The sequence below is a fragment of the Actinomadura sp. genome (assembly GCF_044508335.1).
In the GTDB taxonomy this organism is placed as follows: Bacteria; Actinomycetota; Actinomycetes; order Streptosporangiales; family Streptosporangiaceae; genus Spirillospora.
Genome location: NZ_JBIQHY010000026.1, coordinates 23064 through 42129, shown reverse-complemented (window position 1 = coordinate 42129; position 19066 = coordinate 23064). Strand labels below are relative to the sequence as shown.

16 protein-coding genes are annotated in these 19066 nt (G+C 73.3%); 5 read left to right on the top strand and 11 right to left on the bottom strand.

The window, feature by feature from the left end; genetic code table 11:
• Positions 1–166: 166 nt before the first annotated feature.
• On the bottom strand, positions 167–2605 hold the full coding sequence (locus tag ACIWVC_RS12550; RefSeq protein ID WP_396447081.1) for a GNAT family N-acetyltransferase: 2439 nt from the start codon (positions 2603–2605) through the stop codon (positions 167–169).
• A 168-nt stretch (positions 2606–2773) separates the two neighbouring features.
• On the opposite strand from ACIWVC_RS12550, the gene ACIWVC_RS12545 reads away from it, so the two are divergent.
• Positions 2774–3697, top strand: a complete 924-nt coding sequence (locus ACIWVC_RS12545; RefSeq protein WP_396447080.1) for a carbohydrate kinase family protein — start codon at positions 2774–2776, stop codon at positions 3695–3697.
• Between the two features lie 144 nt (positions 3698–3841).
• Here the strand turns inward: ACIWVC_RS12545 and ACIWVC_RS12540 are convergent, their stop codons facing one another.
• Positions 3842–4816, bottom strand: coding sequence for a LysR family transcriptional regulator (locus tag ACIWVC_RS12540; protein WP_396454156.1), 975 nt, complete (start codon positions 4814–4816; stop codon positions 3842–3844).
• A gap of 557 nt (positions 4817–5373) precedes the next feature.
• Between ACIWVC_RS12540 and ACIWVC_RS12535 the strand changes: the two genes are divergently transcribed.
• Positions 5374–5901, top strand: coding sequence for a pyridoxamine 5'-phosphate oxidase family protein (locus ACIWVC_RS12535; protein ID WP_396447078.1), 528 nt, complete (start codon positions 5374–5376; stop codon positions 5899–5901).
• 61 nt (positions 5902–5962) lie between these two features.
• On the opposite strand, the gene ACIWVC_RS12530 is transcribed toward ACIWVC_RS12535, so the two are convergent.
• Positions 5963–8050, bottom strand: a complete 2088-nt coding sequence (locus ACIWVC_RS12530; RefSeq protein ID WP_396447077.1) for a RecQ family ATP-dependent DNA helicase — start codon at positions 8048–8050, stop codon at positions 5963–5965.
• 193 nt (positions 8051–8243) lie between these two features.
• On the opposite strand from ACIWVC_RS12530, the gene ACIWVC_RS12525 reads away from it, so the two are divergent.
• From ACIWVC_RS12525 to ACIWVC_RS12515, 3 genes are read left to right on the top strand one after another with little or no spacing between them, the layout of a single operon-like run.
• Positions 8244–9572 carry a threonine/serine exporter ThrE family protein gene (locus ACIWVC_RS12525; RefSeq protein ID WP_396447076.1) on the top strand — a complete coding sequence of 443 codons (1329 nt, stop codon included), beginning with the start codon at positions 8244–8246 and terminating at the stop codon, positions 9570–9572.
• A 55-nt stretch (positions 9573–9627) separates the two neighbouring features.
• A complete protein-coding gene (locus ACIWVC_RS12520; RefSeq protein WP_396447075.1) occupies positions 9628–9954 on the top strand; it encodes a hypothetical protein in 327 nt (108 codons plus the stop codon).
• A gap of 10 nt (positions 9955–9964) precedes the next feature.
• Entirely contained in the window at positions 9965–11086 is a 1122-nt protein-coding gene (locus ACIWVC_RS12515; RefSeq protein ID WP_396447074.1) for a DUF6745 domain-containing protein, read from the top strand.
• A 218-nt stretch (positions 11087–11304) separates the two neighbouring features.
• Here the strand turns inward: ACIWVC_RS12515 and ACIWVC_RS12510 are convergent, their stop codons facing one another.
• The 8 genes from ACIWVC_RS12510 to ACIWVC_RS12475 all read right to left on the bottom strand — a co-directional run bounded on the left by ACIWVC_RS12510 (position 11305) and on the right by ACIWVC_RS12475 (position 18928).
• Positions 11305–12153, bottom strand: a complete 849-nt coding sequence (locus ACIWVC_RS12510; protein ID WP_396447073.1) for an STM4011 family radical SAM protein — start codon at positions 12151–12153, stop codon at positions 11305–11307.
• Positions 12153–13433 (bottom strand): STM4012 family radical SAM protein, encoded by a 1281-nt coding sequence (locus ACIWVC_RS12505; protein WP_396447072.1) that lies wholly within the window; start codon positions 13431–13433, stop codon positions 12153–12155. Before ACIWVC_RS12505 ends, ACIWVC_RS12510 begins: the two co-directional genes overlap by 1 nt.
• Positions 13430–14221, bottom strand: coding sequence for an STM4013/SEN3800 family hydrolase (locus ACIWVC_RS12500; protein WP_396447071.1), 792 nt, complete (start codon positions 14219–14221; stop codon positions 13430–13432). The genes ACIWVC_RS12505 and ACIWVC_RS12500 overlap by 4 nt, the downstream gene beginning before the upstream one ends.
• Positions 14218–15282 carry an STM4014 family protein gene (locus ACIWVC_RS12495; RefSeq protein ID WP_396447069.1) on the bottom strand — a complete coding sequence of 355 codons (1065 nt, stop codon included), beginning with the start codon at positions 15280–15282 and terminating at the stop codon, positions 14218–14220. Before ACIWVC_RS12495 ends, ACIWVC_RS12500 begins: the two co-directional genes overlap by 4 nt.
• 28 nt (positions 15283–15310) lie before the next feature.
• Entirely contained in the window at positions 15311–16273 is a 963-nt protein-coding gene (locus tag ACIWVC_RS12490; protein ID WP_396447068.1) for an STM4015 family protein, read from the bottom strand.
• Between the two features lie 119 nt (positions 16274–16392).
• The gene (locus tag ACIWVC_RS12485) at positions 16393–17208 is read right to left on the bottom strand and encodes a MetQ/NlpA family ABC transporter substrate-binding protein (RefSeq protein WP_396447067.1); all 816 of its coding nucleotides are present in this window, start codon (positions 17206–17208) and stop codon (positions 16393–16395) included.
• A gap of 20 nt (positions 17209–17228) precedes the next feature.
• Positions 17229–17885, bottom strand: a complete 657-nt coding sequence (locus ACIWVC_RS12480) for a methionine ABC transporter permease (RefSeq protein ID WP_396447066.1) — start codon at positions 17883–17885, stop codon at positions 17229–17231.
• Positions 17882–18928, bottom strand: coding sequence for a methionine ABC transporter ATP-binding protein (locus ACIWVC_RS12475; protein WP_396447065.1), 1047 nt, complete (start codon positions 18926–18928; stop codon positions 17882–17884). The genes ACIWVC_RS12480 and ACIWVC_RS12475 overlap by 4 nt, the downstream gene beginning before the upstream one ends.
• Between the last annotated feature and the right edge of the window lie 138 nt (positions 18929–19066).

Here is a 19066-nt window from a genome sequence, read left to right as displayed (position 1 = left end):
CCGCCCGGCCCGCCGCCGGAGCCCACCCCTCCGGGCCCGCCCCCCGACCCGAGCCCGCCGGCGCCGCCGCCGGAGCCGATCCCGCCGGGGCCGGAGCCCGACCCCGTCCCGCCGACCCCGGAACCGCGCCCGCCGGCGCCGCCCGGGTAGCGCGGCCGGCGGGGCGTCAGAGGCGGCGGGGGGCCATTTCGGGGCGCGGGCCCAGGGGGCGCTCCAGCGTCAGCTTCGCCTCGCGCACCGTCACGCCGGCTCCGTCCGCCATGACGGGGTTCAGCTCCAGGCGCGCCACCTCGGGGAGGTCGTAGCCGAGGCGGGACGCGCGCAGCAGCAGCCGTTCGAGGGCTCCGACGTCCACGGGTTCGGCGCCCCGGTGGCCGAGCAGCAGCGGGGCGGTGCGGATCGCGCGGATCATCTCGGCGGCGTCCACGTCCGCGAGCGGCGACAGGCGGTAGGCGCGGTCGTCGAGCAGGTCGGCGGTCTCGTCCGCGATGCCGAACGAGATCAGCGGGCCGAACGAGCGGTCCTCGCTGACGACGATGCGGGCCGGCACTCCGCCGCCGCCCTCGGCGACCTCGATGCCGTAGCAGGCGAGGAGCTCGGCCGCCTGCTTCGGCGCGACGTCCACCGGGCCGCCGTCGCCGAGCAGGCCGGCGACCAGGACGCGGGCGCGGTCGCGGTCGACGTCCTCGAACACCGGCATGTGCCCCGCGGGGCGCTGCCGCCACTGCGCGTACCGGATCACGTACGCCAGCGCCCGCACGGCGTCCTCCGGCGAGGCGTAGGACGGCACCGACCCCTCGGCGGGCATCCCGTCCGGGCCGGGGACGCGCAGCTCGGCGGGCATGCCCTCGCTGCCCAGGTAGGTCGCCACGATCGGCTTCCCCGCCCCGGCGGCCAGCCGCAGGATCTTCTCCGGGACGCGCACGTCGTAGCCGCCGATCGTCGGGGGCGTGAACAGCGCCACGACCGCGTCGACCGTGTCGTCGGCGAGCGCGCCGGCGAGGGCGGCCTCGTAGTCGTCGGCGTCCGCGCGCGGACCGAGGTCGATGCGGGGCCGGACGTCCAGGCCGAGCGCGACCGCCTCGTCCTGCGCCAGCAGGCCCAGCGAGTTGGAGTTGTCGATGATCGCGATGCGGTCGCCGGCGGGGAGCGGCTGGTAGGCGAGCACCTGCGCGACGTCGAACAGCTCCGCCAGGTCCTCGACCCGGATGACGCCGGCCTGCTCGAACAGGGCGCTGACCGCGTGGTCGGGCAGGGTGAGCGCGCGCGCCGCGTGCCCCAGCGGGACGCCCTGCGTGCTGCGGCCGCTCTTCACCGCGACGATCGGCTTGCGGCGGCCGAGCCGGCGCGCCAGCCGCGCGAACTTGCGGGGGTTGCCCAGCGACTCCAGGTACAGCAGGACGGCCTTGGTCGCCGGGTCCTCCTCCCAGTACTGCATGAGGTCGTTGCCGGACACGTCCGCCCGGTTGCCCGCGGACACGAACGTCGACAGGCCGAGGCCGCGCTCGGCCGTCCGCTGCAGGATCGCGATGCCCAGCGCGCCCGACTGGGAGAAGAAGCCGACCGGCCCGCGTCCCGGCATGGTCGGCGCCAGGGTCGCGTTGAGCCGCACGTCCGTGTCGGTGTTGGCGATGCCCAGGCAGTTGGGGCCGACGACGCGCATCCCGTAGGCGCGCGCGAGGCTCACCAGCTCCTCCTGGGCGGCGCGCCCCTCCTCGCCGACCTCGCCGAAGCCGGACGACACCACGACCAGGCCGCGCACGCCCTTGCTCGCGCACTGCTCCACGACCTCGCGGACGGCGTCGGCGCGGACGGCGACGACCGCGAGGTCCACGTCGTCCGGGATCTCCAGGACGGACGCGTACGCCCGGACCCCCGCGACCGCCACGGCCGTCGGATGCACCGGGTACACGGGCCCGGTGAAGTCGCCGGCCAGCAGGTTCCGCAGGACGGTCTGCCCCACGCTGTGCTCCGCGCGGCTCGCCCCGATCACCGCGACCGACCCGGGGAACAGCAGCCGCTGGATCGACCGCGACTCGGCCCGGTGCTCGCGGGCCGCCATGACCTCCAGGGACGTCTCGGTCGGCTCCAGGTCGAGGACGAGCTCGATCACGCCCTCCTCGAACCGCTGCTCCGCCCGGTACCCCGCCTCCCGGAACACCCGCGTCATCCGGCGGTTGTCGGGCAGCACGCTCGCCACGAACCGCCGCACGCCGCGCTCCCGCGCCGCCGCCGCGATGTGCTCCAGCAGCACGGCGCCGAGGCCGCGGCCCTGGTGCGCGTCCTCCACGAGGAACGCGACCTCCGCCGTCTCCGGCCGGTCGGGGAGCCGGTCGTAGCGGACGACCGCCACCATCACCCCCGCGATCGTGGCGATCAGCGCGACACGCCGGTCGTGGTCCACGGTGGTGAAGTGCTCGACGTCGCGGTCCGACAGGTGCGGGCGCGGCGAGAAGAACCGGTAGTAGATCGACTCCGGGGACAGCCGCTGGTGGAACGACCGCAGCAGGTCCGCGTCATCGGGCCGGATGGGACGCAGATGCGCCGTCCCGCCGTCGCTGAGGACGACGTCGGCCTCCCACTGATCCGGATAACCCTCGGTCACGTACCCGAGGGTAAGGCACGGACCCCCCGGCCCCGCGCGGGGAAAAATCGGGCTTCCCCGGGTTTCGCTGCGCGTTCGAGACCTAATCCGGGCTCAAGAGCTGTTACGGTCGACCACACGCCCAGTGTTGCCGCTCGCGCGGGCCGTGTTGATCGAGGTGATGACTCCATGACGCGCGTGGTCGTGGTCGGCGATCTTATGACAGACACCGTGGCGCGTGCCGCGTACCCCTTGGCCAAGGGGAGCGACACGCCCGCCGCCGTGACGACCCACGGGGGCGGCTCGGGCGCCAACGTGGCCGCCTGGCTCGCCCTGGAAGGGGTCGAGACCGCCTTCGTCGGACGCCGCGGCTCCGACATCGCGGGGCGGAACCGGGACATGGAGATGATGGGGTACGGCGTCGACGCCCGCCTCGTCATGGACCAGGAGCGTCCCACCGGCACCTGCGTGGTGATGGTCACGCACAAAGGCGACCGGACGATGCTGTCGGATCCCGGCGCCAACGGCGCGCTCCTCCCCGAGGACATCGAGCGCTGCAAGGACCTGTTCACGCAGGGCACGCACCTGCACCTGTCCGGCTACTCGCTGATCAACGAGGGCTCCCGGAAAGCGGCCATCCACACGCTGGACCTCGCCCGCAAGGCGCAGATGTCGGTGTCGGTGGACGGCGGCTCGCACTCCCCACTCAAGCGCATGGGCGCCGAGCCCTTCCTGGAGTGGACGCAGGGCGCGCGGCTCCTCGTCGTCAACGCCAAAGAGGCGGAGATCCTCACCGGCCGCGAGACGCCCGAGCAGGCCGCCAAGGTGCTGACCGCCTGGTACCCGCAGGTCGTCATCAAGAACGGCGCCGAGGGCGCCCTCTGGTACACCAACGGCCGCCCCGAACCCGTCACCGTCTCCGCCGAGCCCGTCGAGAAGATCGTCGACGGCACCGGCGCGGGCGACGCGTTCGTCGCCGGGTTCCTGCCGCCCTGGCTGGACGGCAAGCAGCCCGCCGACGCCCTCACCGCCGGCTGCCGCCTCGCCGCCCAGGCCATGAAGCACCTGGGCGCCCGCCCCACCCTCGACGTGGTCGACAACCAGATCAAGTAGGGGGTGCCCCCGGGGGGGCATGTTCTCCAGGGGGGCGCGACCCACTGGAACCCCGTCGCGAGCTGGGCGCTGGGCGCCCTCCGCGTGCCCGCCCGTGATCGGTGGCCGGGGTTCACGACCGGAGAGCCGGCGTGCCCGGGACGGTCAGGCCAGCGGGGTGTAGGTGCGGACGTCCTCCTTGACCGCCGCCCACAGGCGGTTGAGGGGATGCCCGGCGTCGTAGCGCTCCAAGTCGGCGCGGCGCACGAACGCGCCGGTCATCAGCTCGGCCTTGGGCTCCAAGTCGTCGTGCAGCCGGATCGCGCGCAGCGGGACGGCGTCCGGGTCCTCCTGGGCGGCCATGCCGCGCCCGATCGACCCGGTGACGATCATGCAGCCGCGGACGAACCCCGACCGCAGCAGCGACAGCCCGTAGTGGACGTCGTCGATGTCGGCGACCACGTTCAGCCGGTCGCGGAAGTTCGCCCCGTACCAGGTGGCGAGCAGGTCGGCGACCAGCCCGGCCGGCGGCACCACCAGCGGCACTCCCCCGAGCGCGCTCGTCTCGACCGGCGCGTCGGGCAGCTCGTTCTCCGGCAGGTTGGTCAGCAGCAGCGCCTGCCCCCGCGCGTACTCGACGACCTCGTACTCCTTCAGGCGCAGATCGCCCTCCGGGGTGCTGACGATGCTGCCGCACACGAGGTCGACCTGCCGGTTCTCCAGGCGTGACCACACGTCCTTGGTGCGGACGTGGGCGACCTTGAACTCGACCTCCCGCTGCCGGAACTCCTCCGAAACGCGGTTCCAGGCCCGCGACACGATCGGCAAGGTGAACTCGGTGGTGCCGACGGTCAGCATCCGCCCGAGGCGGCGCCGGCTCAGATGAATGGACTCCAGCCATTTGTCGAACGTCATCCGCGCCCGTTCGACGGTGGCCTCCCCGGTGGGCGTGAACAGGTAGTCCTTGCCGCGCCCCTGCCGGACGGTCAGCACCTCGCCGCACAGCGTCTGGCTGTTGCGGTTCAGGATGTCGAGCTGTTTCTGCACGCTGGACTGCTCGCGCCCGAGGACCCGCGCCGCCCGCAGGGCCGATCCCGTCTCATGCACGATCAGCAGCGTCCGCAGCTGATCGAACGTCATATCGAGCAGCCCGGACGGACAATCCAGAAGCGCCTCGAGACTCGGTGACACGGTGAGGGACATTACTACCTGTTTCGCCGCCCCGCAGAAATGGCCGCACGGCCAACTGAGCGGGAAATGATGACATTTCCCCTCTAACTTATCTCAAGATGTTCTTGCAAACAACTGGACAGGATTTTCTGACCTCTAGAACACTTTCTCCCGACCACGCCGCCGTCATCCGTCCCATCCAGGACGGCGGCGCTCCCGGGCGTGCCCCGGCGGTGCCGGCCGCCGGGGCCGCCGCACGGACTCCCGTTCGCCGCGGCCCTTCTCCGCCGCGGCGCCGGGACCTGCCGCCGGCCCGTGCGCGGGGCCGCGCGCACGGGCCGGCACGATCGTCCCGCCCGCGCCCACGGGGGCGCGCGGGCGGCACGAACGCCCCCGCGCGAACCGATGAGAAACCAAGGGGCATGAAGGTCTGCACGTAGACCCTGCAGCGGCGACGAAATAGACCCGGGCATGACGGCCGCCTCCCTGATCGACCGCATCGCCCTGCCCGCGCCATCGCCGTGACCATGAAGATCGGAGTGACCATGAAGAACCCGACGCCTCAGCTCGACGAGCGCTTCAGCCAACCGGGCAGCGAGCCGGTGCCGTGGGCGACCACCCTCGAAGCCCTGGAATCCGCGCAGATGTTCTGGATCACGACCGTCCGCGCCGACGGCCGGCCCCACGTCACGCCCCTCGTGGCCGTGTGGCTCGACGACGCCCTCCACTTCACCACCGGCCCCGAGGAGCAGAAGGCCCTGAACCTCGCAGGCAACCCGCGGGTCGCCCTGATCACCGGCTGCAACCGCTGGGACGAGGGCCTCGACGTGATCGTCGAAGGCGCGGCCGAGCGCGTCACCGCACGCCCCGCCCTCGAACGACTCGCCGCGGCCTGGGCCGCCAAGTGGGACGGCCAATGGCAGTACGAGCCGACCGAGAACGGCTTCGCCCACGACCAGGGCGGCGAGGCGCACGTGTTCGCCGTACGCCCGGCCAAGATCCTCGCCTTCACCAAGGGCGCTTTCACCCAAACCCGCTACCTCCCCACCGACTAGCCCGCCCACGACGGGTAGGGGACGCGTCTCGGCGGGCGGGGCGGTGCGTGGCCGGGTGAGGTCAGTTCGGGATCGCGAGGGTCAGGGGGAGGACCGTTTCGGCGCCTGCTTCCTTGAGGAGGCGGGTGGCCACTGTCATGGTCCAGCCGGTTTCCACGCGGTCGTCCACCAGGAGGATGGGGCCGGGGTTCGTGGGGAGGGCCGCGGCCAGGTCGCCGGGGACGGCCAGGGTATGCCAGACGGAGCGGAGGCGCTGGGCGCTGTTGTGGCGGCGCGGGACGGGGTCGCCGACTGGAGTCAGCTCGCCCAGGTAGGTCAGCCGGCCTATCTGGGCTATGCGCCGGCCGAACGTCGTCACCAGGCGGGGGCGGGACCGGGAGCCGATCGTGACGACGGCCGTGGGGCGGGCGGGCCAGTCCCAGGCGGCCAGGACCTTCACCACGGCGTCCACCATGTCGGCGGGTACGTCGGCGTCAGGGGCGGCGAACAGTTCGCGGAGGCGGTTGCCCCAGCCGATGTCGGTGAGGCGGCCCAGGGCACGGCCCGTTTCAGCCGGCTGGGCGATGCGCCCTGAGACGCCGAGGTCGTCCTTGACGCCGGTGGGCCACATCCGGCGGGGGGCGATGTCCACGCCGGGGCGGTGCAGGCGGTTGCGCGCCTGGGCGGCGCTCTCCTCCGCGACGTCGGTGGGCCAGCGGCGGCCCGTGCAGTTGTCGCAGCGGCCGCAGGGGGCCGCCTCCGGGTCGTCCAGCTGGCGGCGCAGGTACTCCTCGCGGCAGGCGTCCGTTGCGATGTAGTCGAGCATCGCCTGCTGCTCGCGGCGCCGTTCGGCGGTGACGCGCTCGTAGCGCTCGCGGTCGTACGCCCAGGGCCGGCCGGTGGACGTCCAGCCGCCCTTGACGCGGCGGACCGCGCCGTCCACGTCGAGGACCTTGAGCATCATTTCGAGGCGGGAGCGGGTGAGGTCGACCATCGGTTCGAGGGCGCCGGTGGAGAGCGGCCGGCCGGCCGTTTCGAGGACGTCCAGGGTGGCGCGCACCGTCTGCTCCGGAGGAAAGGCGAGGCCGGCGAAGTACGCCCAGATGTCGCGGTCTTCGCGGCCGGGGAGCAGGATGACCTCGGCGCGGTCGACGCCGCGGCCGGCGCGCCCGATCTGCTGGTAGTAGGCGACCGGCGACTGCGGGGCGCCGACATGGACGATGAAGCCGAGGTCGGGTTTGTCGAACCCCATGCCGAGGGCGCTGGTGGCGACGAGCGCCTTGAGCTTGTTGTCCTGGAGGTCCTGCTCGGCCTGGAGGCGTTCGGCCTGCTCGGTCTGGCCGGAGTAGGCGGCGACCTCGTGGCCCCGGTCGCGCAGGTGGCCGGTGATCTCGTGGGCGGCGGCGACGGTGAGCGTGTAGATGATGCCGGAGCCCGGCAGGTCGGCGAGGTGCTCGGCCAGCCAGGCGATGCGCTGCTCGGCGGTGGGCAGCCGGACGACGGCGAGGCGCAGCGACTCCCGCTCCAGCGGCCCGCGCAGGACGAGGGCGTCGTCGCCGGCGAGCTGCTCGGCGACGTCCTGGGTGACGCGGGCGTTGGCGGTCGCGGTGGTGGCGAGCACGGGAATGCCGGGCGGCAGCTCGGCGAGGAGGGTGCGCAGCCGCCGGTAGTCGGGCCGGAAGTCGTGGCCCCAGTCGGAGATGCAGTGCGCCTCGTCGACGACGACCAGGCCGGCCCCCGCGGCGAGCTTGGGCAGGACGAGGTCGCGGAAGTCGGGGTTGTTGAGGCGTTCGGGACTGACCAGCAGGACGTCCACCGCGCCCTGCTCGACCTCGGCGAAGATCCGCTCCCAGTCGTCGGTGTTTGACGAGTTGATCGTGCGGGCGTGGATGCCGGCCCTGTCCGCGGCCTCGATCTGGTTGCGCATCAGCGCCAGCAGCGGCGAGACGATCACGGTGGGGCCGGCGCCGCGCTCGCGGAGCAGCCGGGTCGCCACGAAGTAGACGGCGGACTTGCCCCAGCCGGTGCGCTGCACGACGAGCGCCCGGCGCCGCTCGACGACGAGCGCGCTGATCGCCGTCCACTGGTCGTCGCGGAGCCGCGCGTGGTCGCCGGCGAGCGCGCGCAGGCACCGCTCGGCATCGTCCCGGAGCTGCTCTGGAGTGGTCATGCGTCCTTGGTACCAGCGCCGCGGAAGCCGCCGCACCGGAATCGCGTTCTGTGGAAAGGGCGGGGGCGGCCGCGGAGTTGGAGCGGGCGGGCCGCGGGTAGCCTGCCAGTCAAGATCGGTTACAAGGCGGGGAAGGGGCACGAGCGGGGGAATGCGCGCGGCCGAACGCTTGCGGCGGACATGGCAGGTCCTGATGGACGGATCCCCCCCGGAACCGCCCGAAGAGGAACCTGGCGAGATCGTCGATCCCCGGGCGGTCGACCTGGTGCTCCGCGTCGGCGAGCTGCTGCTGGCCAGCGGCGAGACCACCGAGCGCGTCAACGAGGCGATGCTCAGCCTGGCCCTCGCCTACGACCTTCCCCGCTGCGAGGTGCAGGTCACCCTGACGAGCCTCCTGGTCTCGGCCCACCCGGGCAAGGGCGCGCCGCCCATGACGGGGACGCGCGCCATCCGGCGCCGCACCCCCGCCTACTGGCGGCTGACCGCGCTGCACCAGCTCGTCCAGGACGCGTCCATCGGCATGCTGGAACTGGACGAGGCCCACAACCGGCTCAGGCAGATCAAGGCGGGCCGCGCCCCGTACCCGGCCTGGCTGCTGGTGGTGTCGCTGGGGCTCATCGCCGCGTCGGGCAGTGTCCTGTCCGGCGGCGGTCCGCTGGTGGCGGCCACCGCGTTCATCGCCACGCTGCTCGGCGACCGCACCGCCGCCGCGCTGGCGCGGCGCGGCATCGCGGAGTTCTTCCAGCTGGCGCTCGCCGCCGCGATCGGCGCCGCCGCCGCGGCCCTGGTGGTGGCCATGGGCAACCCGGGGCACGCCTCCACGATCGTCACCGGGGCGATCCTGGCGCTGCTGCCTGGACGCCCGCTGGTCGCCAGCATCCAGGACGGCATCACCGGCGACCTGGTGAGCGCCGGGGCCCGGGTGCTGGAGGTCTTCTTCATGATCGCGGCGATCGTGGCGGGGCTCGGCGCGGTCGTCTACATCGCGGTCAGCATGGGCGTGCCGATCGACGTCAAGCACCTGCCCGCGCCGGCGGCGGAGCTGAGGCCGGTCGCGGTCATCGCCGCCGCCGCCATCTCCGTGACCTTCGCGATCTCGCTCGCGGCGCCCAAGTACGTCCTGACCGCGGCCGCCCTGGGCGGGGCCCTGATCTGGGTGCTGTACGTCCTCGCGCGCGGGTGGGACATGCCCCCCGTGCTGGCGGCGGCGGTCGCGGCGACGGTCGTCGGGGTGGGGGCGAACTGGCTGGCCCGCCGCAACAACCAGCCCGTCATGCCGTTCGTGGTCCCCGCCATCGGCCCCCTTCTGCCCGGGACCGCGCTCTACCGGGGCATGGTCGAGCTCAACACCGGCTCACCGAACACCGGCGTGCTGAGCCTCATCGGCGCCATCTCCGTCGCGCTGGCGCTGGGAGCCGGGGTGAACCTCGGCGGCGAGCTGGTCCGGGCGTTCCAGCACGTCGGCCTCGGCGGTTCCGGACGCTGGGGACGGCCTGCGGCCCGCCGCACCCGCGGCTTCTGACCTCGGTGTTCGGGCGCGCCCGCATTTTGTCGGTGGCGGAGGTTACGTTCGCCGCATGTACCGACAGGGAGACGTCCTGATCATGCCCGTGCCCGAGGAGGCGGTTCCGCGGTCCGTCCGCGACCTGCCGCCCGCCCCGCGCGACGGCCGCGGGCGCATGGTGCTGGCGCTCGGGGAGGCGACCGGGCACGCGCACGCGCTGTCCGCGCCCGGCTCGCTGCTGCGCACCCCCGATCCGCTCGCCCCCGACCATCTGCACCTGCCGTCCGGCGGGCGGCTGGTGCACGAGGAGCACGCGGCGATCACGCTGCCCAAGGGGTGGTACCGGGTGATCCGCCAGCGCGAATACGTGCCCGGCGCCGTCCGCGTCGTGGCCGACTGAGGGGGCCGGGATGCCCACCGGAACGGTACGTGAGACCCACTACGTCGTCGGCGACTGGCAGGCGGCCGCGTTCCGCACCGGCCCCGCCGACCGCGCCCGCGCCGAGGCGGGCGTGGCCGCCGCCTACGCCGCGGCCGGGCTGGCCGCCCCCGAACGGTACATCTGGGTGCCCTCCCCCGCGCGCGGCGCCGCCCTGGCGGCCGTCCTGGCGGGGCACGGCGACGCCCTCGCGGCGGCGGGACTGGGGGGCCTGGTCGAACAGGCGCGGATCGACCTCGGCGAGAGCACCCCGGGCAGGAGCGTCCTCGCGGACGTGCGCACCCGGCCCTGGGAGGCGGAACGTGCGGCGGCCTGCTCCGAACAGGGGCCGGAGCAGTGGCCGCGCACGTGGGCCGACACCGGGGGCCTGCTCTGGAACCCGGTCCAGTCGCTGGTCGCGCGGGTGCGCGCCGCCATCGGCGAGCAGGCCGGGGACGCGCCCGAGCAGGAGCCGGCCGCGTCGCTGCTGCGGGCGGCCGCGCTCGACGCGGTCCTGGGCCAGCACGACGCGCCGTGGCTGGCGCTGTTCGAGTCGCTCGGCCGGCTGGACGGCCCGCTCGCCGGCCTCGCCGAAGCCGCCCGCTCGGCGGGCTGGTGGTGGCCCTACGAGCGGCTGGCGATCATGTCGGAACGCCCCAGCGAACTGCACCGCGACGAGCCCGGCCGGCTGCACCGGGGCGACGGTCCCGCCCTCGCCTACCCGGACGGGTTCGCGCTGCACGCCTGGCGCGGCATGCCCATCCCGCCCGGTTTCGTCTCCTCCCTGACCGACCTGACGGCCGACCGCATCTCCGCCGAGGAGAACGCCGAGCTGCGCCGCGTCATGCTGGAGATCTTCGGCTACGACCGCTACCTGGCCGAAACGGGCGCGCGCCCCCTGCACCGGGACGAGACGGGCGTCCTGTGGTCGATCGACCTGCCCGGCGACGAACCCGTGGTCATGGTCGAGGTGGTCAACTCCACGCCCGAACCCGACGGCACGTACCGCACCTACTATCTGCGCGTCCCGCCGGGGACCCGCACGGCCCGCGCGGGCGTCGCGTGGACGTTCGGCGTGGACGAGGCCGACTACCGCCCCGAAAAGCAGACCTGAGCCCGCGGGCGTCCCTTGGTCGCACTTCCCCAGTCACCAAGGGACGCCCGCCCCGCCGCATCACCGGGACCCGCCCGGCTGACCACCCCCGGTCACGCCTCCGGCCCAGTGGTCCGCCTGCGCGGACCGGCTGCTCCGCGCTGGCACAGGACGGCAGACCGGGGCGTGGTCCCTGGCGCCGGCCGCGGCCGGCGTTGCCGGTCGTCTTGTTGTGGGGGTCAGGGCAGGAGGATCGGGATTCGTTCGAGGATGCCGTCGGCGAAGGTTTCGTAGAGGCCCAGCGGTTTCAGGTGGACGTAGCCGATGTGGCAGTCGCAGGTGTCCAGGGGGCAGGGGCGCGGGGCCAGGGCGTCGCGGAACGTTCCGTCGTAGAGGTTGCCCAGGACGGTCGGGACGAAGTGGCAGCGGCGCACCGTGCCGTCGCCGTCCGCGGACACCACCGTCTCGCCCGTCCGGCAGGGAAGCCCGCGGCTGGGGTGGGGGCGGCGGCTGAGGGGGAAGAGCGGGTCGATGTCGGTCCAGGAGGCGGCCTCGGCGTCGTCGTAGGCGCGGCCTTCGGCGGCGTTGACCCACAGGTAGGTGCCGGCGGGCAGGTCGGCGCGGAGGCGGCGGGCGGCGGCGAGGTGGTCGGGCTGACCGACGATCCCCACGCTGAAGCGGACGCCGTTCGCGGCCAGGTCGCGGCATTTGCCCAGGAACCGTTGGTAGGGGACCTGGCCGGGGTGGTACGTCGCCCACAGCGCGAGCCGGGTGAGGTCGGCGTCGGCGGTCCACGAGACGCGGTGGCTGAGGTTCGTCTGGATCGCGACCCGCCGGACGTGCGGAAGGTGGCTGAGGGTGATGAGGGCCTGCCTGTACCAGGAGCGCACCAGGCCCTCGCCCCAGGGCGTGAACAGGACGGAGACCGGGTGGTCGCAGGCGGCGACCCAGGCGACGAAGCGTTCGAGTGCGGCGCGGTCTGCGCGGAGCTGGGCCGGTGTGTCGCGACGCTTGGCGAACGGGCAGTACGGGCAGTCGTAGTCGCAGCTCGCCAGCGGTCCGCGGTAGAGGATCGTGAGGTGATTCATCAGCGTGCCTCGTAGGAGTCCATGAGGGCTTGGACGCGGGACGAGAAGAGGGCGGGGCCGATGGCGTCGGAGTAGGCGAGACCCTCCGGGGTGAGGCGGAGAGTGGTGTCGGACGCGTCCAGCCAGCCGCGGTCGATGAGGGTTGCGAGCTTGGAGGAGAAGTCGTCCAGGGGGTCCGTGCCAAAGCGCGCGCGGTAGGTGTCCCGGTCGAGGCCGGTCGCCTGGAGGAGTGATTGGAGGAGGTGCCGGCGGCGTTGCTCGTCGGTATCCAGGGCGAACCCCACTCGGGCGGTCGTGAAGTCGGTCTCACTTACGTAGGAGTCGATGATGGAGCGCACCTGGCCCGCACCGACCGCGTACTCGAACGAGTAGTGCAGGCGCGAGGTGTAGGAACGGGCGCCGCAGCCCAGGCCGACCATGCCGTCGGTCTGGCAGCAGTACCCGGTGCCGCCGGCCGAGGTGCCGGGAAGGCGGAACATCCGCATCGACACCTGCTCGTAGCCTTCGGCCAGGAGGTGGTCGCGGCCGATGCCGTAGAGGGTGAGGCGCTGGTCGTCCCAGTCCCGGGCGCGCCGTCCGAGGCCGGTCAGCGGACGGACGTAGAGCGGGTACAGGTAGATCTCCTCCGGGCGCCACGCGAGGGCGGCGTCCAGGGAGTGCAGCCATGTCGCGGGCGTCTGGCCGTCGATGCCGTAGATGAGGTCGATGTTGAGGGTCGGGAACCCCGCCGCCCGGATGCGGTCCAGCGCCGCCTCCACCTCGGCGCGCTTCTGGGGCCGGACGGCGGCGCGGGCCTCGTCGTCCAGGAAGCTCTGCACGCCGATGGAGACACGGGTCGCGCCGCGTTCGGCGAGGACGGCCAGCCGGTCGGTGGTGGCGGTGGCCGGGGAGGTCTCCACGCCGAGCGGGATCGCGCCGAATCCCGGGAACCGTCCGGCGATGTCGCAGAGCCGTTCCAGTTCGGACGCGGTGAAGTAGGTGGGCGTGCCGCCGCCGAAGGCCGCCGTCGCGAAGGCGGGTTCGCCGAGGGCGTCCAGGACGGCGGTCGCCTGCCGGTCGAGGGCGTCCAGGTAGGCGCCGGTGAGTTCTTCGGGCGCGCCGGTGCGGGTGAAGAGGTTGCAGAAGCCGCACCGCATCTCGCAGAAGGGGACGTGCAGGTAGAGGAAGAGCGAATCGAGCGGCTCCCCCGCCCAGACGTCCTGCAAGGGGGGCGACGGGTCCAGGGGGCGGTAGGCGGTCTTGTGCGGGTACGCGTACACGTACGCCTGGTAGGGCTTCACGACAGGATGAACTCTCCGTACGGAACGGTCCAGACGACCTCGTGGCCGATGCGGTGCCCGGTGTGGCCGTCCTCGCCGTAGGCCGTCCCGTGGTCGGAGCAGACGATGACGAAGCACGGGCGGCGCATCAGCGCGAACAGCCGGCCGATGTGGGCGTCGACATGGCGGAGGGCGGCGGCGTGGCTGGCGCGCGTGTCGCCGTCCTCCTCGGTGGCGCCCGGCAGGTAGAACCAGTTGGGCTGATGCAGGGACGCGACGTTCACCAGCAGGAACAGGCGCCGGTCGGCGGGCAGCCGGCCCACGATCTCGGCGACGCGGCCGATCTGGTTGGGCAGTGCCTCCGGGTCCGCCACGCCGAACCCGGGTTCCCAGTGGCTCTCGGCGAACAGGGACGGCAGCGCCGACCCGAGCGGTGTCAGCTTGTTGAAGAACCCAACGCCGCCCACGCAGGCGGTGTGGTATCCGGCGGCGGCGAGCCCCGACGGCAGGTCGGCGGCGTCGAACGTCCAGGTGCGGGGCGCCGTCGTCTCGCTCCCCGGGAACGCTCCCGCGAAGAGGCGGGGGTGCGGCCCCGGGGACGCGGGCGTCGGCAGGAACCCGGCCAGCATCGCCGCGTGCGCGGCATAGGTGAAGCTGCCCGGTGTGTGGCGGCGCTCCCAGCGGCCCCCGGGCAGCAGGCCGGCCAGCGTCGGCGTCGCGCCGGACGCGGCCAGTTCGGCGGCCACGTCGTAGCGCAGCGTGTCGAGTGTCACCAGCAGCAGATCGTGGCTGCCGATGATGTCGTTCATGTCGTGCATCTGAGCCACGCGACCTGGGCGGCGTAGGTGTCGAGCCCTTCGGCGGGACCGCCTGGAAGGCCCGTCAGCCCGGGGAGCAGGTCGCCGAACGCGTTCACCTCGCACACCGCGAACCGGTTCAGACCCGCCCCCACGAGCAGGTCCACGCCGACCATCGGGGAGCCCGGGAAACAGGCCGCGGCCCGCGCGCACACGTCGAGCGCCCGCTGCCAGCGTTCCTGCCCAAGCGCGCGCTGCACGGCCCCGAGGTCTCCCCTGGCACCTCCCAGATGGAGGTTGGTCATCGGTGTGCGGCTCGTCCGGACGACCGCGTGCGTGGGTTCGCCGCCGATGACGACGACACGCAGGTCGAACACGCGGCCGTCGAGGGTGGCCTTGGGCAGCCACCGCTCCACGTGCAGGCCGTCCGGCGCGAGCAGGCCGATCAGCGCCGCGACCTCCCGCTCGGTCTGGTAGGAGCGCACGCGCAGCGAGTTGAGCAGCCGCTCCCCGGACATGAGGGCGGAGGTCACGGCCCTCACCCGGCCCGGCGCGGTCTGCAGGGCGACGACCCCGGAGGCGGACGAGCCGTGCGCCGGCTTGACGAACACCCGCCGCTCCCCCGCCTCGTCCATCCGCGACCGGAGCGCCGCATATCCGTCGATGCCCGGCAGCGCGGCGGGGACCGGGACCCCGGCGGCCAGCAGGCGCGCGTGGGTCAGCCGCTTGTCGAACATGACCGCGATCTCCTCGACGTCGCCGAGGACCCGCGCCCCGGACGCCGACGCCGCCTCCGACAGCCGCCGCAGCGCCGCCGTGAAGGTCCGGTGCCAGCGCGCGCCGCCGCCGACGCGGGCGGGATCGCCGGGGCCGCGCAGCAGCGCGTCGGCCGCGCGGTCCTCTCCCGGCGAGTCGATGCGCAGGACGTCGCCCGCCCGCAGGCCGAGCGGGGCGCCGCGCAGCACGTCCGTCCAGGCGACGAGCCGCGGCTCGGGCAGCCCGGCCGCCCGGCACGCCGCCGCGAAGAGCGCGGGGCGCCGGTCACCGGGCGTCCCCACCGCGACGAGGCTCATCCGGCGAGCGCCGGGAGGCGGTCGCGGATCATTCGGATACCGCGATGTAGTGCCAGTCGCCGTCCGGCTTCTCCTGGTCGCCGAGGTCGACCTCGACGCCGGGGAGCGCGGCCCTCACCCGCTCCATCATGGCGTCGGACAGGAAGTGGTGGTGCAGGTCCAGCCTGCGCAGGTGGGTCAGCGGCTGCCCGGCGAGCAGCGCCTCCGCGCCCCGGTCGGTGAGGATGCCCATGGCCAGGCTGAGCGACTCCAGCCGCGCGACGACGGGCGCGCCGGCGACCGCCGCCGCGATCTCGTCCTGGATCTCGCTGTCCTCCAGGCCGAGGTGGCGCAGCGCGGGCAGCCGCTCGCCGCTGAGGAACGGGGCGAGGTCGGCGACCGTCGCGTCGCCGCCGTAGTTGTCCTCGCCGAGCCACAGGTCGAGGTGCTCCAGGTTCGGCAGCTCGCTCGCCCCCACGGCCCGGACGACGCGGGCGGGCAGCCCGCCCGACTCGAACCGCAGCACCTTGAGCTTGTCGCTCTCGACCGGGTCGAGGACGAGGTCCTGCGAGCCGCGGACCTCGAACCGCTCCAGGCCGGGGAACGCGGTGAACAGCGGGGTGATGTCGGAGTGCTCGATCCAGGAGATCTCCGACTCCTCGCCGGTGATGTCGCCGAGGAACAGCGCCCTGAGCTTGGGGAACGACGCGGCGGCCGCGGTGAGCAGCGCGACCGGGTCGGCGGCGCCGTCGTCGTAGGACGCGCCCCAGTAGCCGATGATCAGCGCCGTGACCTCGGTGGTGTCGACGGTCTGGAGGAACCGGGCGAAGACGTCGGCGAAGTCCTCCTCGTCGAAGGAGGTCCCGACGAACCATGCGGCGTCGGCGGCCGGCGGGAGGTCGGCGCCGGTGACCGGGTCGCCGGCTCCGCCCTCCCCGTCCGGCCGGGTGTCCTCGTTGAACGTGGCCACCGGCAGGCCGGCGTATTCCTCAAGGTGCTGATAGACGCCCATGGGTCCCCTTTGCGAGTTCGTCGGCACATGTCCTATCAGGACGGGCGGACAAACCGCGGCGGTTTCCCTCCGGAGGGCGTCCCGGCGCGCGGGGCGCCCCCCGGACGGCGCCCGGCGCGTCAGGACGCGATCAGCACGGACCCCTTGTACTTGTCCTCGACGAACTTCTTCACCTCCGGCCCCTGCAGCAGCTGGACGAGCTTCTTCACGCGCGGGTCGTCCTTGTCCTCCGGCAGGGTGACGATGCCGTTGGCGTACGGGTTCCCCTCGGCCTTCTCCGCGGCGAGCGCGTCCTTGTTCGGCGCGAGCCCGGCCTCGATGGCGTAGTTGCCGTTGATGACCGACAGGTCCACGTCGTCCAGCGACCGGGGCAGTTGCGCCGCCTTGACCGGCTTGAACTTCAGGCCCTTCGGGTTGCTCGCGATGTCGCGCTCCGTCGCGGTGGACGGCGCGTCCGGCTTCAGGGTCAGCAGGCCGTTGTCGGCGAGCAGCTTCAGCGCGCGGCCCTCGTTCGCCGGGTCGTTCGGGACCGCGACCTCCGCGCCCTGCGGGACGTCCCGCAGGCTCTTCGCCTTCTTCGAGTAGACGCCGAGCGGCTCCAGGTGGACGGGTGCGACGAACGCCAGCTTCGTCCCGGTCTGCTTCTCGAACTCCCGCATGAACGGCACATGCTGGAAGTAGTTGGCCGTGACCTGCTTCTCCTTCAGCGCCGTGTTCGGCTGCTGGTAGTCGTCGAACGTCACGATGTCGATCTTGAGCCCGGCCTTCGCGGCGAGGTTGTCCTTGACGTAGGCCAGGATGTCGCCGTGCGGGACGGGGTTGACCGCGACCTTCAGCGGCGCGTCCGGATCGTCGGACGCCTCCGACGAGCCGCAGGCGGCCAGCCCGGCCAGGAGACCGAGGGAGGCCAGCGCGACAGTGATCTTGCGAAGCACGACAAGTGCCTTTCTGTGGGTTACCTATGGGTCAGGCGGCGGGCGAGGAGGTCGCCCGCGGCCTGGATGAGCAGGACCAGGACGACGAGCAGCGCGACGGTGGCGACCATGACCTTGGTCTCGAAGCGCTCGTAGCCGTAGACGACGGCGAGGTTGCCGAGCCCGCCGCCGCCGACCGTCCCGGCCATGGCCGTGTAGCCGATCAGCGCGATGACGGTGACGGTCAGCCCGGACACCAGGCCCGGCCGCGCCTCGCGCAGCATGACCTTGCCGACGATCTCCCGGCGGGTGGCGCCCATCGCGTCCGCCGCGGCGAGCACGCCGGGGTCGACCTCGCGCAGCGCGATCTCGACGAGCCGCGCGTAGAACGGGATGGCGCCGATCGTCAGCGGGACGATCGCCGCGGCGTTGCCGATGCTGGTGCCGACGAGCAGCCGGGTGAACGGGATGATCGCCACCATCAGGATCAGGAACGGCAGCGACCGGCCGATGTCGACGGCGACGCCGAGCGCCCGGTTGACCGGCGCCGCGGGCAGCAGCCCGCCGCGCTCGGTGACGACCAGCAGCACGCCGAGCGGCAGCCCGAGCACGACGGTGAACAGCGTGGCGACACCGGTCATGTAGAGGGTGTCCACGGTCGCGGGCCACAGCAGCGGCGCGACCTCGCTCCAGGTCATCGCACGCCCTCCGCGCTCTCGGCGCCGGCCGCGACCCCATGGCCGTGCTCACCGGCGGGACGGTTCCTGACGTCGACGGTCAGGCCGGATTCGCGGAGGAAGGCCAGCTGCGCGGCGTTCGTGCCGGGGTCGCCGGGGAGTTCGAGCTGGAGGCGGCCGACGCGTTCGCCGGCGACCGTCTCCACCGCGCCGCCGAGGATGTTCACGTCCAGGGAGTACTTGCGGGCGAGCGCCGACACGAACGGCTCGCCGGCGGCGCCGCCGGTGAAGGTGACCTCGACGAGCGTCCACCCGTCGCGGGGCTCGGCCGGCGGCAGCGGGAACAGGTCCCGGGCCAGCTCCGAGCCGGGGCGGGCGAGCAGCCGCGCCACCGGCCCGGACTCGGTGATGCGGCCGGCCCGCATGACCGCGGCCGAGTCGCAGATGCGCTTGACCACGTCCATCTCGTGCGTGATCAGCAGGATGGTGAGGCCGAGCCGCCGGTTGAGGTCGCGCAGCAGCTCCAGGATCGACGCGGTCGTCTCCGGGTCGAGCGCGGACGTCGCCTCGTCCGACAGCAGCACCTTCGGGCGCCCGGCGAGGGCGCGGGCGATGCCGACGCGCTGCTTCTGCCCGCCGGAGATCTGCGCCGGGTACGCGCGGGCGTGCTCGGCGAGCCCGACGAGGTCCAGCAGCTCGGCGACGCGGCGCGCCCGCTCGGCGCGCGGGACGCCCATGACCTCCAGCGGGAACGCGACGTTCCCGGCGACCGTCCGGCTGCCGAGCAGGCCGAAGTGCTGGTGGATCATGCCGATGCCCTGGCGGGCCCGGCGCAGGTCGCCGCCGCGCAGCGCGAGCAGGTCCTGCCCGCCGACGACGACGCGGCCCTCGTCCGGGCGGTCGAGCAGGTTGACGCAGCGCAGCAGGGTGCTCTTGCCGGCGCCGCTGCGCCCGAGCACGCCGAAGACCTCGCCCTCGGCGACGGTCAGGTCGACCCCGTCGACGGCGACGACGCGTCTGCCGCGGTCGCGGTAACTTTTTCGGAGTTTCTCGATCTGAATCACAGGAAAATATCCAGGCGGTGATCGCCGAACGGGCGGCGGCGGTCAGGACGGCGGCGTGCGGCGCGGCGCGCCCGGGCGCTCAGGAGCGGCCGGGCGGGAAGGGCGCGTGGCCGAGCAGGTGGCGTTCGAAGAAGTGGC

Excerpts from the sequence above, each read along its gene's own strand:
- ACIWVC_RS12480 (WP_396447066.1), bottom strand. The coding sequence starts at position 17,885 with ATGACCTGGAGCGAGGTCGCGCCGCTGCTGTGGCCCGCGACCGTGGAC.
- ACIWVC_RS12510 (WP_396447073.1), bottom strand. The coding sequence starts at position 12,153 with ATGAATCACCTCACGATCCTCTACCGCGGACCGCTGGCGAGCTGCGAC.
- ACIWVC_RS12535 (WP_396447078.1), top strand. The coding sequence starts at position 5,374 with ATGAAGATCGGAGTGACCATGAAGAACCCGACGCCTCAGCTCGACGAG.
- ACIWVC_RS12520 (WP_396447075.1), top strand. The coding sequence starts at position 9,628 with ATGTACCGACAGGGAGACGTCCTGATCATGCCCGTGCCCGAGGAGGCG.
- ACIWVC_RS12495 (WP_396447069.1), bottom strand. The coding sequence starts at position 15,282 with ATGAGCCTCGTCGCGGTGGGGACGCCCGGTGACCGGCGCCCCGCGCTC.
- ACIWVC_RS12500 (WP_396447071.1), bottom strand. The coding sequence starts at position 14,221 with ATGAACGACATCATCGGCAGCCACGATCTGCTGCTGGTGACACTCGAC.
- ACIWVC_RS12545 (WP_396447080.1), top strand. The coding sequence starts at position 2,774 with ATGACGCGCGTGGTCGTGGTCGGCGATCTTATGACAGACACCGTGGCG.
- ACIWVC_RS12525 (WP_396447076.1), top strand. The coding sequence starts at position 8,244 with ATGGACGGATCCCCCCCGGAACCGCCCGAAGAGGAACCTGGCGAGATC.
- ACIWVC_RS12530 (WP_396447077.1), bottom strand. The coding sequence starts at position 8,050 with ATGACCACTCCAGAGCAGCTCCGGGACGATGCCGAGCGGTGCCTGCGC.
- ACIWVC_RS12515 (WP_396447074.1), top strand. The coding sequence starts at position 9,965 with ATGCCCACCGGAACGGTACGTGAGACCCACTACGTCGTCGGCGACTGG.
- ACIWVC_RS12540 (WP_396454156.1), bottom strand. The coding sequence starts at position 4,816 with ATGACGTTCGATCAGCTGCGGACGCTGCTGATCGTGCATGAGACGGGA.
- ACIWVC_RS12490 (WP_396447068.1), bottom strand. The coding sequence starts at position 16,273 with ATGGGCGTCTATCAGCACCTTGAGGAATACGCCGGCCTGCCGGTGGCC.